Origin of the sequence: Pseudomonas sp. PDM31 (assembly GCF_019218965.1) — a bacterium.
Lineage (GTDB): Bacteria > Pseudomonadota > Gammaproteobacteria > Pseudomonadales > Pseudomonadaceae > Aquipseudomonas.
The window spans coordinates 1-15,471 of record NZ_JAHUWS010000018.1 but is presented as its reverse complement, the minus strand read 5'-3'; the positions used below and the strand labels follow the sequence as shown (position 1 = coordinate 15,471).

Annotated in this window: 15 protein-coding genes and 1 pseudogene; 12 read left to right on the top strand and 4 right to left on the bottom strand. The window is 60.6% G+C overall.

All coding sequences use genetic code 11. The annotated features are described in order from the left end of the window. Positions 1 to 87 precede the first annotated feature (87 nt). Together KW839_RS27810 and KW839_RS26085 are read left to right on the top strand one after the other, a co-directional pair. Positions 88 to 332 (top strand): annotated as a pseudogene (locus tag KW839_RS27810) (hypothetical protein); the annotation flags it as partial. A 169-nt stretch (positions 333 to 501) separates the two neighbouring features. Next, entirely contained in the window at positions 502 to 873 is a 372-nt protein-coding gene (locus KW839_RS26085) for a fe2+ zn2+ uptake regulation protein (protein ID WP_218425888.1), read from the top strand. A 16-nt stretch (positions 874 to 889) separates the two neighbouring features. Here the strand turns inward: KW839_RS26085 and KW839_RS26080 are convergent, their stop codons facing one another. Then, the gene (locus KW839_RS26080; RefSeq protein WP_060542912.1) at positions 890 to 1,078 is read right to left on the bottom strand and encodes a hypothetical protein; all 189 of its coding nucleotides are present in this window, start codon (positions 1,076 to 1,078) and stop codon (positions 890 to 892) included. Between the two features lie 579 nt (positions 1,079 to 1,657). Here KW839_RS26080 and KW839_RS26075 point away from each other — a divergent pair. The 7 genes from KW839_RS26075 to KW839_RS26045 all read left to right on the top strand — a co-directional run bounded on the left by KW839_RS26075 (position 1,658) and on the right by KW839_RS26045 (position 6,858). Beyond that, entirely contained in the window at positions 1,658 to 2,104 is a 447-nt protein-coding gene (locus tag KW839_RS26075) for a DUF411 domain-containing protein (protein ID WP_218425887.1), read from the top strand. Continuing rightward, on the top strand, positions 2,104 to 2,538 hold the full coding sequence (locus tag KW839_RS26070) for a YqaA family protein (RefSeq protein WP_218425886.1): 435 nt from the start codon (positions 2,104 to 2,106) through the stop codon (positions 2,536 to 2,538). Before KW839_RS26075 ends, KW839_RS26070 begins: the two co-directional genes overlap by 1 nt. Positions 2,539 to 2,623: 85 nt before the next feature. Continuing rightward, positions 2,624 to 3,652 (top strand): alpha/beta fold hydrolase, encoded by a 1,029-nt coding sequence (locus KW839_RS26065; protein ID WP_060542909.1) that lies wholly within the window; start codon positions 2,624 to 2,626, stop codon positions 3,650 to 3,652. 10 nt (positions 3,653 to 3,662) lie between these two features. After that, complete coding sequence (locus KW839_RS26060) at positions 3,663 to 4,616, top strand: D-2-hydroxyacid dehydrogenase family protein (RefSeq protein ID WP_218425885.1); 954 nt, start codon at positions 3,663 to 3,665, stop codon at positions 4,614 to 4,616. A gap of 386 nt (positions 4,617 to 5,002) precedes the next feature. Continuing rightward, positions 5,003 to 5,548 carry a tetratricopeptide repeat protein gene (locus tag KW839_RS26055; RefSeq protein WP_218425884.1) on the top strand — a complete coding sequence of 182 codons (546 nt, stop codon included), beginning with the start codon at positions 5,003 to 5,005 and terminating at the stop codon, positions 5,546 to 5,548. A 66-nt stretch (positions 5,549 to 5,614) separates the two neighbouring features. Beyond that, positions 5,615 to 6,100, top strand: a complete 486-nt coding sequence (locus KW839_RS26050; RefSeq protein ID WP_256352849.1) for an RNA polymerase sigma factor — start codon at positions 5,615 to 5,617, stop codon at positions 6,098 to 6,100. Further along, positions 6,097 to 6,858 (top strand): anti-sigma factor, encoded by a 762-nt coding sequence (locus KW839_RS26045; protein ID WP_218425883.1) that lies wholly within the window; start codon positions 6,097 to 6,099, stop codon positions 6,856 to 6,858. The genes KW839_RS26050 and KW839_RS26045 overlap by 4 nt, the downstream gene beginning before the upstream one ends. Positions 6,859 to 6,872: 14 nt before the next feature. Here the strand turns inward: KW839_RS26045 and KW839_RS26040 are convergent, their stop codons facing one another. Next, the gene (locus tag KW839_RS26040) at positions 6,873 to 7,127 is read right to left on the bottom strand and encodes a hypothetical protein (protein WP_060542904.1); all 255 of its coding nucleotides are present in this window, start codon (positions 7,125 to 7,127) and stop codon (positions 6,873 to 6,875) included. 326 nt (positions 7,128 to 7,453) lie between these two features. Between KW839_RS26040 and KW839_RS26035 the strand changes: the two genes are divergently transcribed. Continuing rightward, positions 7,454 to 8,554: an RHS repeat-associated core domain-containing protein gene (locus tag KW839_RS26035; RefSeq protein ID WP_218425882.1), complete on the top strand. Its 1,101-nt coding sequence runs from the start codon at positions 7,454 to 7,456 to the stop codon at positions 8,552 to 8,554. A gap of 15 nt (positions 8,555 to 8,569) precedes the next feature. On the opposite strand, the gene KW839_RS26030 is transcribed toward KW839_RS26035, so the two are convergent. Both KW839_RS26030 and KW839_RS26025 read right to left on the bottom strand, forming a co-directional pair. After that, positions 8,570 to 9,871 (bottom strand): ATP-binding protein, encoded by a 1,302-nt coding sequence (locus KW839_RS26030; protein ID WP_218425881.1) that lies wholly within the window; start codon positions 9,869 to 9,871, stop codon positions 8,570 to 8,572. Between the two features lie 4 nt (positions 9,872 to 9,875). After that, positions 9,876 to 10,577, bottom strand: a complete 702-nt coding sequence (locus KW839_RS26025) for a response regulator transcription factor (RefSeq protein WP_060542901.1) — start codon at positions 10,575 to 10,577, stop codon at positions 9,876 to 9,878. Between the two features lie 275 nt (positions 10,578 to 10,852). On the opposite strand from KW839_RS26025, the gene KW839_RS26020 reads away from it, so the two are divergent. Next, positions 10,853 to 12,010 carry an efflux RND transporter periplasmic adaptor subunit gene (locus KW839_RS26020; RefSeq protein ID WP_218425880.1) on the top strand — a complete coding sequence of 386 codons (1,158 nt, stop codon included), beginning with the start codon at positions 10,853 to 10,855 and terminating at the stop codon, positions 12,008 to 12,010. A 15-nt stretch (positions 12,011 to 12,025) separates the two neighbouring features. After that, positions 12,026 to 15,124, top strand: a complete 3,099-nt coding sequence (locus tag KW839_RS26015) for an efflux RND transporter permease subunit (protein ID WP_218425879.1) — start codon at positions 12,026 to 12,028, stop codon at positions 15,122 to 15,124. The last annotated feature ends 347 nt before the right edge of the window (positions 15,125 to 15,471 follow it).

Here is a 15,471-nt window from a genome sequence, read left to right as displayed (position 1 = left end):
AGATGCCTGAGTAGATGGGCAATTGCCGTGACGGATGTTCTCGACAACTTCCGTCACGGTTCGAATGCCGGGAATCAGGATGAGCCCATCAATCGCTATCTGGATAAACTCTTGCTGGCGCGGACATAAGCCGCGGATCGATCCATATCGGTAGCATCTACAACATCAAAGAGATCAATGGCCTGGTGAAGTCCTTGCCCAGGCGGCTGCCGATCTACCTGACACGCAACCAGGACGGCAATCTGGTGATCAACTCGATGCCGCAAAAGTCTGCGAAAAGGCGACCGACACTGCGCGCTGAGCTTCCCTTCAGGAACGAAATCAACGACTAAAACTCAGTTTGAAAGTCGCATTTGCGCAGCGGCTTACAGACTGATCACGCAATGATTACAAAATTTCTACATTTGAGCCTTCATGATTGGTGCCGTTCATACGTCTACTTATTCAAGAGCTATTCAAGCGCCCGTTTTTCCGACCTGGCTCTCAAAAAGGAGTTTTGCAATGTACAACTCGCAACTGCCAACGGACGGTAGCAACGCGCCAAAGGGTACTTCCATGGAAGTCGGCGTATACGAGCCGCGTATCGAGCGCCACGGCAACGAGCGGATCCGAAGCCTGCTCAAGAGCTTTGGCCTGCGCACCAGCCTGATTCGCCTGAAAGTCATCGATGCCCTGCTCAGCGCCGCCGAAAGCGACCGCAGCCTGGGCGTGCGCGGTGTTCACAGCCACTTGCTGGACCTGGATATTCCCCTGTCCTTTTTAAGCGTGCGTGAAGTGCTCAAGCGCCTGTGCAGTGAGGGCGTGATTGTCCTCAATCCGGACAAGAGCTACAGCCTGCATCCACAGGCTTCCGCCATTCTGCACCGGGACTGATCAGGCCCGGCCCTGCTCAGGGCTTGACCTTGCGGCGCATCATGCCATTGATGACCACCACGATAACCGCCACGCCGATGGCGATGTACTGGAACAGTTTCTCGCTGATGACGCCGGTGTTCTGCAACCAGGAAAGGCCAAACATGATCGCCAGTACCACCAGGGAGATCAGAATCGAGTATTTCAAACGTTGCGACTGAGTCATTGCGGGTTCCTGAAAAGCTGGAAAATGGTTCGGGTCTGTGTTGCAGGCATGCCATTGATTTGGCTAGGGGCCTGAGTAGCTATGGGGTTTGAGTAGCTATGGGGTTTGAGTGGATAAGGTGCTTTTGTGGCAAGGGGGCTTGCCCCCGCTGGGCTGCGAAGCGGCCCCCCAAAAAAATGGGACTGCTGCGCAGTCCAACGGGGGCAAGCCCCCTCGCCACAGGCAAGCCCTCTCGCCACAGGCAAGCCCTCTCGCCACAGGCAAGCCCCCTCGCCACAGGCAGGCCCCCTCGCCACACAAGCTCCCTCACCACACAGCCCCGGCGCCTGCCGTTATCCCGGGACGGGCGCTGTAAAAGGCGCTCATGTTACAGCCGATGGCACGTTTTGGCTTTACCGCATCGATAATCTGTCAGAGCCCCGCTGTCAGATTTGTAATCTTCCCCTCATCCAGCTGACAGCGTTGATCTACGATAATCAATGCCGCTGCCTTTGTATCAATTCGAAACAATCCTGCGATGCCTGACCGGAAAAACGGGTCAGAATGCATTTTTTTGCCCGCCACAACGAGACACTTCCCATGCGAACCCACCTGCGTCTGATCGCCCTGAGCGCCCTGTTCATCTCCTCCCTGGCCCAGGCCGCCGACCTGATTCCGATCGAAGTGCACCGCGACGCCAATTGTGGCTGCTGCAAAAAGTGGATCACCCACCTGCAAGACAATGGCTTCAAGGTCCAGGACCACGTCGAAACCAACATGAGCGAATTCAAGCAACAGCACGGTGTGCCGCCGCGTCTGTCGTCCTGCCACACCGCATTGATCAACGGCAAGTTCGTCGAGGGTCATGTGCCGGCCGATCAGGTCAAGGCATTGAGCAAGCGCGATGATCTGCTGGGTGTCGCCGCTCCCGGCATGCCCATGGGTTCGCCCGGCATGGAAATGGACGGCAAAAGCGATGCCTATCAGGTTATCGGCCTGAAAAAGGACGGCACTGACACGGTGATAGCGGACTACCCCGCCCATTGATGTCGGGGGCATACATCGGGCTGTTCTTCGCCGCGTTCGGTGCGGCGACGCTGTTGCCGTTGCAGTCCGAAGCACTGCTGGTGGGGTTGTTGCTCAGCGATCACTACTGGCTCTGGGCATTGCTGAGCGTGGCGACATTGGGCAACGTCCTGGGTTCGCTGCTTAACTGGTGGCTGGGGCGCGGCATCGAACGGTTTCGCGAGCGCCGCTGGTTCCCGGTCAGCCCGGCACATCTGGAAAAGGCGCGGACTCATTATCAGCGCTACGGCCACTGGTCGTTGCTGCTGAGCTGGCTGCCGATCATCGGCGACCCGCTGACCCTGGTGGCCGGGGTGATGCGCGAGCCGTTGGGGCGTTTTCTGTTGATCGTGACAGTAGCCAAAGGCGCCCGCTATGGGGTACTGGCCCTGGCAACGCTGGGCTGGATGGGTTGAACCAATAGGGTTGGCGATTGCCTGTGATTAATGTCGCCCTAATCGTGCCGATCCAGAATCGGCGGACGTTCTATGGAGTTCACCCATGTCGCTTTTCTTTTCCCGCTGGTTGCCCGGGCTCTTTCTGAGCGCTGCGTTGCCCGTCGTCGCCCATGCCGAAGGGCCGGAATATGGCCCCGAACTGCAAGGTTTCGAGTACCCCTACACGCTCAAGCATTTCGCCCTTGAATCCCAGGGCCAGTCTTTGCAGATGGGCTACATGGACGTCGCGGCCCACGGCAAGGCCAATGGTCGCAGCGTGGTATTGATGCACGGCAAGAATTTCTGCGGCGCCACCTGGGACAGTTCGATCAAAGCCCTGAGCGATGCCGGCTACCGGGTCATCGCTCCGGACCAGATCGGCTTCTGCACCTCCAGCAAACCGCAGCACTACCAATACAGCTTCCAGCAACTGGCGAACAACACCCAGCAATTGCTCAAGGCCCTGGGCATCCAGAAAGCAACCCTGTTGGGGCATTCCACCGGTGGCATGCTCGCCACCCGCTATGCTCTGCTGTTTCCCGAACAGGTCGAGCAACTGGCCCTGGTCAACCCCATTGGCCTCGAAGACTGGAAAGCCCTCGGTGTGCCCTACCGCACCGTGGATCAATGGTACGAGCGCGAACTCAAGCTCAGCGCCGACGGCATCCGCACTTATGAACGCAACACCTATTATGGTGGCCGCTGGAAGCCGGAATTCGATCGCTGGGTGGACATGCTCGCCGGCCTGAACAAAGGCCCGGGGCATACGCAAGTGGCGTGGAATTCGGCGTTGATCTACGACATGATTTTCACTCAACCGGTGTACTACGAATTCCCCAACCTGAAAATGCCGACCCTGTTGTTGATCGGCACCTCCGACACTACCGCCATCGGCAGCGACATTGCCTCGCCAGAAGTCAAGGCGAAGCTGGGGCATTACGACGTGCTCGGCAAACAAGTGGCCAAACTGATTCCGCAGTCGACCCTGGTCGAGTTCCCCGGCATGGGCCATGCGCCGCAGATGGAAGAGCCGGAGCAGTTCCATCAGGCCTTGCTGGCCTGGCTGAGCAAAACCAACCCCGTGCCGGAGTGAGGTAACGCTGATGACTGTGCAGATTGCCGTGCTGGATGATTGGCAGGATGTGGCCCGGGGAGTGGTGGACTGGTCAGTGCTGGACGCCATCGGCCAGGTGAGCTTTCTCCACGACTACCCTGTCGACAACGAAAGCCTGGCCCGGCGCCTCGGGGAGTTTGAAGTGATCTGCGTGATGCGTGAGCGCACCCGTTTCGATGAAGACCTGTTGCGACGTCTGCCCAAGCTCAAGTTGCTGGTGACCGGCGGCATGCGCAACGCCGCCCTCGACCTCAAGTCTGCTGCTGCACTGGGTATTGAGGTCAGTGGCAGCGACAGCTACAAACATGCCGCGCCGGAATTGACCTGGGCCCTGATCATGGCGGCAACTCGCAATCTGTTGGTCGAAGCCAATGCCTTGCGCGCCGGCCGCTGGCAGCAAGGACTGGGTGGCGACCTGCACGGCAAGACCCTGGCGATACTCGGTCTTGGCAGTATTGGCCAACGTGTTGCGCAATTCGGTCAGGTGTTCGGCATGCGGGTGATCGCCTGGAGCGAAAACCTCACGGCAGAACGCGCGGCGCAGGTCGGCGTAACCTGCGTCAGCAAGCAGGAACTGTTCGAACAGGCCGACGTACTGTCGGTGCATCTGGTACTCAGCGAGCGCAGCCGGGGTCTGGTCGATGCTCAGGCCCTGGGCTGGATGAAACCCACGGCGCTGCTGGTGAACACCGCTCGCGGGCCGATTGTCGATGAGGCGGCGCTGATCAAGGCCCTGCAAAAACAGCGGCTGGCCGGCGCGGCGCTGGATGTCTTCGAGCATGAGCCCTTGCCCGCGAATCACCCGTTCCGCACCCTGGACAACGTGCTGGCCACGCCGCATATCGGCTATGTCAGCCAGCAGAACTATCAGTTGTTCTTCTCGCAGATGATCGAGGATATCCAGGCCTGGGCGGCGGGCTCGCCGGTGCGCTTGTTGGGTTGATTACCCGGCACACTCAACAGCTTTGCAGCGACTCCCGGCCCCTTCGCGAGCAAGCCTGCCCCCACAGGGGATTTACGCAAGACACAAAATCTGTGGCTACTGAAGATCCAATGTGGGAGCGGGCTTGCTCGCGAAGAGGGCATCACCGGCAATGACGCTGCTGAACGCTGATAATGGTGTAACGCTGCGATGTGAACTTTCCTTAAAACAACACCAGAACGAATGAATAATTATCCATTGTGCGGTGTTCATCTTTCATGACCGATGAAGATCTACGCTGGGCCATGGTCTTTCACTTTTCCAGCCTGCTTGATGTCTCAATCTTGCGCTGCATGTTGCCGGGGCGCGACCCGATCTGAAACGTATTCACCTGTGGAGCTTTGCCCATGAACTTCCGTTTCGCTGCATTGGCTACCTCGCTGTTCCTGGCCGTCGCCTTGTCCGGCTCCCTGGCGCTGGCCAATGGTGGTGGCGGTGAAGACGACGAGGCACCGGCCAGACCCAACTGCCCCAAAGGCCAGGTCTTCGACTCCCGGGCACAGAAATGCGTCAGGCAAACCAGCAGCCTGGTGCCGGATGAAGACCGCACCCACTATGCCTGGCAACTGGCCAAAGACGGTCGCTACGAAGAAGCCCTGGCCCTGCTCGACACCCTGAAGAACCCGAACACTGCCAAAGCCCTCAACTATCGCGGCTACGCTACGCGTAAACTGGGGCGTACCGACGAGGGCATCGGCTACTACCTGCAATCGGTCAAGCTCGACCCGCAGTACGCGCAAGTGCGCGAATACCTCGGTGAGGCTTATGTCATCAAAGGCCGCCTGGACCTGGCGCAGGAACAGTTGCAGCAGATCAAAGCCATCTGCGGCGATACCCGTTGTGAGGAATACCAGGACCTGGCCGAAGCCATCAACGATTCATCGAAAACCTGACTCCCCGAGCGGACGGAGGTCTACATCGCCAGCGATCAGGCCATACGAGCAGAACTCAATCAGCACTTGGGGCGTTTGTGGCGCTACGGCCTGCTGCTGTCCCGGCAACGGCATGTTGCCGATGACCTGGTGCAGGCGACCTGCGTGCGCGCACTGGAACGGGCCGGGCAGTTCGTGTCGGGCACGCGCATGGACCGCTGGCTGCTGAGCATTCTGCATTCGATCTGGCTCAATGAAGTCCGCGCCCGGCGGGTGCGACTTGGCCAGGGCACGGTCGACGCTGATGAGGCATTGTCGTTCGATGGCGAATACGCGGCGCAAACCCATGTGCTCGCCGCGCAGGTGATCCGCCGCGTCGATGCGCTGCCCGAAGCCCAGCGCGAAACGGTATTCCTGGCCTACGTCGAAGGCCTGTCCTACCGCGAAGTCGCCGAAGTGCTGCAAGTGCCGATTGGCACGGTCATGAGTCGCCTGGCCACCGCCCGGACGAAGCTGGCCGAATATCCGCCGCTACACGCGGTGCGCAACCCCACCAACGGAGAACGTCGATGAACGCGACACCCTCGGACGAGCAACTGGTGGCCTACCTGGACAACCAGCTCGACACCGAACAGCGCGAGCGCATTGACTCGGCCATCGCCGCCGACCCGATGTTGAGCTTGCGCCTGCAATGGCTCGATCGCAGTAGCCTGCCGTTCAAGGACGCCTACGATGAACTGGCGCGTCAGGCCCCGGTGGCACGCCTGCAAGCGATGCTCGACACCTTGCCGCCCCCTGCCCGTCCCGCGTACAGCCGCCGCTGGTTCCTCGCCGCAGCCGCCGGGCTGGTGGTCAGTGGTGTGCTGGCCGATCGCTTGTTCCTGGGGTGGCAACTGACCCGGGAGAAAGACAACTGGCGAGAACTGGTGGCCGACTACATGGCACTTTACGTGCCGCAGACCCTGGCCCATCTACCTGTCGACGAAACCGCCCGGCACGCACAACTGAGAATCCTCGATGCACGCCTGGGCCTCGATCTCGCGCCGGCCAAACTGCTTCTGCCAGGCGCCGAATTCAAGCGCGCGCAAATTCTTGAATACGACGGCGTACCCATTGCCCAGATCACTTATCTGGACCCGGTCCATGGCCCCATGGCGTTGTGCATCATCCGCTCTAACAGCGGCAGACAGGCCCCCACCGAAGAGCAGCGACGCGGGCTCAATATCGTGTATTGGGCCGATATGGAACATGCCTGGATGTTGATTGGACGTAACCCGACGTCGGATCTGACGGAAATGGCGCAACTGTTGCGCAGCCGCCTCAGCGCCTGACAACGCTCCCCACTTTAATCTTGAAGTTTCATCAGGTCCCGGGCCTTGGGAAACTCACCTGCCAGCAAGGTAAATCTCACCTTGTCGCCAACCACAAAAGCTTCACTGCCTTTGGCCATCGTCTTGGGCCCGATGCGGATCGCCAGCCGCGAACCACCACCGTCATCGGGGATGACCATGGCGTAGAGAGTCGACGTTGCCTCGACCCTGACGGGTCTGATCGCGTCGATGGTGCCCAGCCCGGTTGTTTTTGTAAGGGGCGCATCCATGTCCATGCTCCTGCATCGCCGTCACATTCTGACAGCCCTGAAGCCAGTGAAGGCCAGCGCTAATGAAACGCTCAATCTTTGCTCCTGGCTACTGTCAGACCTGACAGATGCAACGGACATTTTTCGACGCTCGCCGTCTTGCCGAGTTGGTTTTCCGGTAGTGAGACAAATGAGCGAGTGTTTGCCCAACGGTCAGACAACCATGCCTCAAGCGTGGACGTACGGCTGTTTCCGCGCGGACCCTAGCAGTTCTGATAGTGGGCAAGATCAAGAAAAGGGAGGACGCTTGAAATCGGTTATCCGAAAATCCACTTGGAGCTCTAGCAATGCCTCCCTCTACTCAGCATTCCCTATTGTGTCACCACCGGTATGATGCGCTGGACCGTCTGGTCGACAGCACAACTGCCGCGCAATCCGCTATCCGGCGCTTCTACTGCAACAGCCGCCTGGCCAGTGAAATTCAAGGTGCCGTGCAGCGCAGCATCATCCAGCACGACGACCATCTGCTGGCCCAAGCGCAGCGTGAGGGTACCAGCACCGACACCACCCTGCTGGCTACCGACCCGCAACGTTCGGTAATCAATGCGCTGGATACCGCTCAATCCCATCCTGTTGCCTATGCCGCCTACGGCCATCACCCCGCGGAAAAAGGATTACGCAGCCTGCTCGCTTTCAATGGTGAGCGACCAGACCCGGTGACCGGGCATTATCCCCTCGGTCAAGGTTATCGGCAGTACAACCCTTTGTTGAAGCGCTTCAACAGCCCGGACAGCTGGAGTCCGTTTGGGGAGGGTGGGTTGAATGCGTATGCGTACTGCAAGGGGAATCCGGTGAATCGAAGTGATCCGACAGGGCATATGACGTTTTTGTCTTTTTATTCAATGATTATGTTCGCCGGCGGTGCAGCTCATGGTGTAGCTGCCTATTTCATTGAAGATAAGTTCGTTTCTAAAACCTTCGCTGCCGTAGCAGCCATTTATCTCACGGTGGGTACAATATCTGCTGCAGGATCGCTAGGAAGGTATATTGGGAGGGGGCCTCGACCGATTCGTCGCAACTCCATCCCGTTGCAACCGATGGGTGGACGATCTGCAAATAGTACAGGTGCCAGCAGTGCACCAATCCCTGTAAGACCTCCTGTCACCAGCCGTTCTACAGCTACAGCAGCTACAGCTACACCTACACCTACACCTACAACTACAACTACAACTACAACTACAACTACAGCAGTTACAACTACACCTACAGCACCTACAAACCCTCTACCCAGCAAAGCACAAACATCTGCAGGCAACTTCACGCCATCAGCCCCTCCAGCACCAGCACCAAACTCAACAAATACTCTTTCCAGCCTACCAGGCCACAACACCGTCGTGGCAGCACGTGAGGATATTCGAGGACCAATCCCGTTTCGTAAGAATTCGTAAGAAGTAGACCCACACTCACCCCGGCATCGGCAACCACAACCGAAACCTCGCCCCTCCCAAGGGCGAGGCTTCCACCGTCAGCGTTCCGCCCTGGGTTTCCAGCGCCCGGCGACTGATCGCCAACCCCAGACCAAACCCGCCAGTGGCCCGATCCCGACTGCGATCGAGCCGATAGAACGGCTCGAAAATCCGTTCGCGTTCGTCGTCGGGAATACCGATGCCGTCGTCGTCGACCCAGATCTCGCAGCCCTCGGCATTGACCTGTACGCCGATCTGAATGCGCTTCTCGCAGTAGCGCATGGCATTGCGCAGCAGGTTCTGCAGGGCCCGGGCCGTCAGGCGCGGGTCGAGGCTGAAGCGCTCCAGCTGGCCGTGCAGCAACACGTCGATGACGATTTGCGGCGATTGCAATTCTTCGTCGACGCTGCCCAGGATGCTGTCGATGAATTCGTCCAGCGACACCTCGACCTGCTCGGGCAGGCGCACCGGATTTTGCAGGCGGCTGTAGGACAACAACTCCAGCACCAACTCGTCGAGTTCGCGGATGTGCGCGACCAGGCCTTGCAGGCGCTTACGGCTGGCGGCCGGCATATCGTCGGACAGCGCCAGCGCCAGGCCGAAATCCAGCCGGGTCAAGGGCGTGCGCAATTCATGGGACACCGCATTGAGCAGGTCGCGCTGCTGATTGAGCAGGTTTTCGATGTCGCCGGCCATGGTATCGAAAACCGCAGCCAGGCTACCAATACTGGAGTTTGGAGAGATCTGCGTGCGCTCGCTCAAGTGGCCCTTGCCGAAGCGCTCGGCGGTGCTTTTGAGTCGTTCCAGGTCGCGCCAGTGCGGACGCAACCACAGCAACAGGCAGGCGAGCATGGTCGCGCCAATCAGCACGTTGATGCTCCAGTACAACAGGTTGACGTCCATCGGGTCTGGCGGCACCACCATTTGCACCACAGTGGTGTCGTTGAGCGGCGCCACCGCCAGGGTGCGCCAGCCCCAGTCGCCGACACGTACGACGTTCTCGCCGCGCTGCAGGCGCTGGCGCTCGTCGGCGGTCAAACCGGCGTCGTCATTGCGGCTGAGCACGATGTGCAGCGGCTGGAATTCCGCGTCCATTTGCGCTGCCAGGGCTGGCCATTGTTCTGCGGGAACCCCGTGAAACTGTTTGACGATCAGGGTTTGCAAACCACGGGAATAATCGAGGTTGTAGGTGACAAAGCGCTCCTGGAACACCCTGACCACAATGTCCGGTACCAGGTAAATCGCGGCGCTGAACGAGACGATCGTCACCAGGTACAGGCGAAAGAGGATTCTGAACATCGGCTCAACATTCCCACTCGGATCGGCTGAACAGGTAGCCCCGCCCCCACACGGTCTTGATCTTGCGAGCTTCGCCGGCATGGTCGTCGAATTTGCGTCGCAGCTTGGAGATCGCTACGTCCACCGAACGGTCAGTGCCATTGAATTCGATGCCGCGCAGGCGTTGCAGAATCTGGTCACGGCTCAACACTTCGCCGGCATGCCGGGCCAGTACCACCAACAGGTTGTATTCACCGCTGGACAGTTCCACCAGTTGCTCACGCCAGGTCACGGTACGCTCGGACAGATCGATACACAGGTTGCCGATCAGGAGACGGTCGTTGACGGTCTGCGGTTCGCTGAGGCTGCTGCGGCGCAACAGGGTCCGCACCCGGGCCAGCAATACCCGCGGCTCGCAGGGTTTGGTGACGTAGTCGTCGGCGCCCATTTCCAGGCCCAGCACTTGATCGTGACTGTCGTCCCGGGCGGTGAGCATCAGGATCGGCAGCGTCGCCGAGTCGGCGCGCAGCAGGCGGCAGACTTGCAGGCCGTCGAGGCCGGGCAGCATCAGATCGAGGATCACCAGGTCCGGCGGGGTGAGTCGGGCACGTTCGCGCACAGGGTCGCCACGGCCGATCACGCTGACGGAATAACCGTTGCGTTCCAGGTAGCTGGCAATCAGTTCGGCGAGGGCGGCGTCGTCTTCGACCAGGAGGATGTTGGGCATGGGGTGTTCCAAAAGGTGCGGGGGTGCCTGTACCGGCCCCTTCGCGGGCAAGCCCGCTCCCACAGGGATTGTGTGAACGCCACATATCCACTGTGGGAGCGGGCTTGCCCGCGAAGGCGGCCTCACAGTCACAATTGAATTCAAGAAGTGCAGGATATACGCCCCCGCCCACACCTGAGTAAAACCCTTACACAATTTCACACAGCACCAACAATGCTTCACCGCTACTCTCGCCGACGCCCGGTAGCATGCTGGGGTCTTTATTGGGGTATGAAATGTCGAAAAATCTGCTTGCCAGGCTCGGTCTGATTGCACTGGTGTTGCCGCTGGCCGCGTGTGACAAGTCCTCGAACGCCGAAGAACAGGCGCCACTGGCCACCGTGCGCATCGAAACCATCGAAGCCCGGCCATTGACCATCAGCACCGAACTGAGCGGGCGGATAGCCGCGCCGCGCATTGCCGAAGTGCGCGCACGGGTGGCCGGCGTGGTCTTGCAGCGGGCCTTCCGCGAAGGCAGTGACGTGAAACAAGGTGATGTGCTGTTCCGTATCGACCCGGCGCCATTCAAAGCAGATTTGCAAAGCGCCGAAGCGGTGCTGCGCAAAGCCGAGGCCAATGCCTATCAGGCCAGCTTGCAGGAACAACGCTATGCCCAGTTGATCGATGACAAAGCCATCAGCGGCCAGGATTACGACAACGCCCGGGCCACCGTGCGCCAAACCGCCGCCGACGTCGCCGCCAGCAAAGCCGCCGTGGAGCGGGCGAAACTCAACCTGGGCTACGCCACCGTCACCGCACCGATTTCCGGGCGCATCGGTCGCGCCCTGGTCACCGAAGGCGCGCTGGTAGGTCAGAACGAAAGCACGCCGCTGGCGCTGATCCAGCAACTCAATCCCATTCACGCCGACCTGACCCAATCAACCCGCGAGCTCAACGAACTGCGCCGCGCGTTCCGTTCCGGCCAGTTGCAGCAGGTTGGCCAGGCTCAGCTCAAGGCCACGTTGATCCAGGACGACGGCAGCCTCTATCCGCTGCCGGGCAAGTTGCTGTTCAGCGATATCAGTGTCGACCCGGGCACCGGCCAGATCATCCTGCGCAGCGAGTTTCCCAACCCGGATCTCGACCTGCTGCCCGGCAGTTTCGTGCGTGTGCGCCTGGAGCAGGCGGTCAACCAGCAAGGCATCAGCGTGCCGCAGCGGGCCATCCAGCGCGACAGCGCCGGTGTCGCCCAGGTGCTGCTGCTGGACGACGAACAACGGGTCGGCCTGCAGCCGGTTGAACTAGGCGCCGTGCAGAACAATCGCTGGATCGTCACCGGCGGCCTCAAGCCGGGTGACCGCATCGTCATCGAAGGCCTGCAACACGCACGCCCCGGCGAGAAAGTGCAGATCGACGACACCCCTCTTCCCCTTGCCCAGGTTTCTGGTCAGTAAGCAGGACGCTTGTTTATGCCGCAGTTCTTTATCGACCGCCCGGTGTTCGCCTGGGTGGTGGCCCTGTTCATCCTGCTGGCCGGTGCATTGGCCATTCCACAATTGCCGGTGGCGCAATACCCCGATGTCGCACCACCGCAGATCGAAATCTATGCCGTGTACCCGGGCGCCTCGGCGCAAACGGTGGACGAGAGCGTGGTCAGCCTGATCGAGGAAGAGCTCAACGGCGCCGATCATCTGTTGTATTTCGAATCCCAGAGCAGCCTCGGCAGCGCCACCATCAAGGCCACCTTTAAACCGGGCACCAACCCGGAACTGGCCCAGGTGGATGTGCAGAACCGCCTCAAGGCCGTGGAGTCGCGCCTGCCGCAAGCGGTCATCCAGCAAGGCTTGCAGGTGGAGAAAGTCTCGTCCGGGTTTCTATTGCTGATCACCCTGACCTCCAGTGACGGCAAGCTCGACGACGTGGCGCTCAGCGATTACCTGGCGCGCAACGTGATGAACGAAATCAAGCGTCTGGACGGCGTCGGCAAGGCTCAGTTGTACGGTTCCGAACGGGCCATGCGGGTGTGGATCGACCCGCAAAAACTGATCGGCTTCAACCTGACCCCGGCCGACGTCAACGCCGCCATCGTGGCGCAAAACGCCCAGGTAGCGGCCGGCAGCATGGGCGACTTGCCAACCCGCAGCACCCAGGAAATCACCGCTACCGTGCTGGTCAAGGGACAGCTGTCGACGCCCGAAGAGTTCGCCGACATCGTGCTCAAAGCCAGTCCCGACGGCTCCACAGTGCGCATCGGTGATGTGGCACGGGTCGAGATCGGCAGCCAGGACTACCAGTTTTCCACTCGGCTCAATGGCAAACCGTCGACCGCCGTCGGCGTGCAATTGGCACCCGGCGCCAACGCCCTGAACACCGCTACCCTGGTGCGGGCGAAGATGGATGAGCTGGCGCGCTACTTTCCGGTGAACGTCGAGTACAAGATTCCGTACGACACCTCGCCCTTCGTGAAAGTCTCGATCACCAAAGTGGTCTACACCCTCGGCGAGGCGATGTTGCTGGTGTTCGCGGTGATGTTCCTGTTCCTGCAAAACATCCGCTATACCTTGATCCCGACCCTGGTGGTGCCGGTGGCGTTGATGGGCACTTTTGCGACCATGCTCGCCCTGGGTTTCTCGATCAACGTGCTGACCATGTTCGGCATGGTGCTGGCCATCGGCATTCTGGTCGACGACGCGATTGTGGTGGTGGAGAACGTCGAACGCATCATGGCCACAGAGGGCCTGTCGCCCAAGGAAGCGACGCGCAAAGCCATGACCCAGATCACCGGGGCGATCATCGGCATCACCCTGGTGCTGGTGGCGGTGTTCATTCCGATGGCGTTCATGCCGGGCTCGGTCGGGGTGATCTACCAGCAGTTCTCCCTGTCGATGGCCACCTCGATCCTGTTCTCGGCCTTCCTCGCCCTGACCTTGACCCCAGCGCTGTGCGCCACGCTACTCAAGCCGATCGCCAAAGGTGAACACCACGAACGGACCGGGTTCTTCGGCTGGTTCAACCGTCGTTTCGAGCGACTGACCGAGCGCTATCAGGGCTGGGTCGCCTATGCGTTGAAACGCACCGGGCGCTACCTGTTGATCTATGGCGTGCTGTTGGCGGGACTGGTTATCTGCTTCAGTCGCCTGCCCTCCTCGTTCCTGCCGGTGGAAGACCAGGGCTACACCATCACCGACATTCAGTTGCCGCCCGGCGCGAGCAAAAACCGCACGGTGCAGGTGGTAGAACAAATCGAAGCGCACAACGCCACTGAACCGGGCGTCGGCGACAGTACGGTGATCCTCGGTTTCAGCTTCTCCGGCAGCGGCCAGAACGCGGCGCTGGCGTTCACCACCTTGAAAGACTGGTCCGAGCGCGGCAGCGACGATTCGGCCGCCTCGATTGCCGACCGGGCCAACATTGCCCTCAGCCAGATCAAGGACGCGGTGTCGTTCGCCGTGCTGCCGCCCCCGGTAGATGGCCTGGGCACGTCCAGCGGTTTCGAGTTCCGCCTGCAAGACCGCGGCGGTCTCGGTCACGATGCGCTGATGCAGGCGCGCACGGAATTTCTGGCGGCCGCCGAAAAAAGCCCGATCCTGATGAACGTGCGCGAAAGCGCCCTGGCCGAAGCGCCGCAGGTGCATCTGATCGTCGACCGCAAGCAGGCCAACGCCTTGGGCGTGTCCTTTGCCGACATCGGCAACGTGCTGTCCACGGCCGTCGGCTCGGCCTATATCAACGACTTCCCCAATCAGGGCCGGATGCAACGGGTGGTCGTGCAGGCCGAGGGCGACCAGCGCAGTCAGGTGGCGGATCTGCTGAAAATGCATGTGCGCAATAACAACGGCAACATGGTGCCGCTGTCGGCGTTCGTCCAGGCCAAATGGACCTTGGGTCCGGCGCAGCTGACCCGCTACAACGGCTACCCGGCGATTGCCATTTCTGGTGAGCCCACACTCGGCCACAGCACCGGCGAAGCCATGGCCGAGGTCGAGCGCCTGGTGGCGCAGGGGCCGGCGGGACTGGGCCAGGAGTGGACCGGCCTGTCGCTGCAGGAACGTTTGTCCGGCAGCCAGGCGCCGATCCTGCTTGGGTTGTCATTGCTGATCGTGTTCCTGTGCCTGGCGGCGTTGTACGAGAGCTGGTCGATCCCGACTTCGGTGCTGCTGGTGGTGCCGCTGGGTGTTCTCGGCGCGGTACTGGCCGTGACCCTGCGCGGGATGCCCAACGATGTGTTCTTCAAGGTCGGGCTGATCACCATCATCGGCCTGTCGGCGAAGAACGCGATCCTGATCATCGAGTTCGCCAAGAGCCTGTATGACGATGGCCACGACCTGATCGATGCGACCCTGCAAGCGGCGCGCCTGCGCTTGCGGCCGATTGTCATGACCTCCCTGGCGTTCATCCTCGGTGTGGTGCCATTGGCGATCGCCACCGGCGCCAGCTCGGCGAGTCAGCAAGCCATTGGCACCGGGGTGATTGGCGGGATGATCAGTGCGACCCTGGCGGTGGTGTTTGTGCCGGTGTTTTTTGTGGTGGTGATGAAGCTGGTGCGCAAGCGCCACAAAAACATATGAACAAACATCATCCCTGTGGGAGCGACGCTCCGGCGATTTGTGCCTGACCGCCCCCCTGTAGGAGCGAGCATGCTCGCGAAAAACCAGAGAGCGCCGCGGGCATTCAGGATGCCCGCGTCATCGTTCACGTCCATCGTCGGAACGCCGCCCGGAGCATGCTCGCTCCTACAGTCCAACACGGCCAATTGTAGGAGCGAGCACGCTCGCGAAAAACCAGAGGGCGCCGCGGGCATTCAGGAAACCCGCGTCATCGTTCACGTCCATCGCGAGCGTGCTCGCTCCTACAGTCCAACACGGTCAATTGTAGGAGCGAGCACGCTCGCGAAAAACCAGAGAGCGCCGCGGGC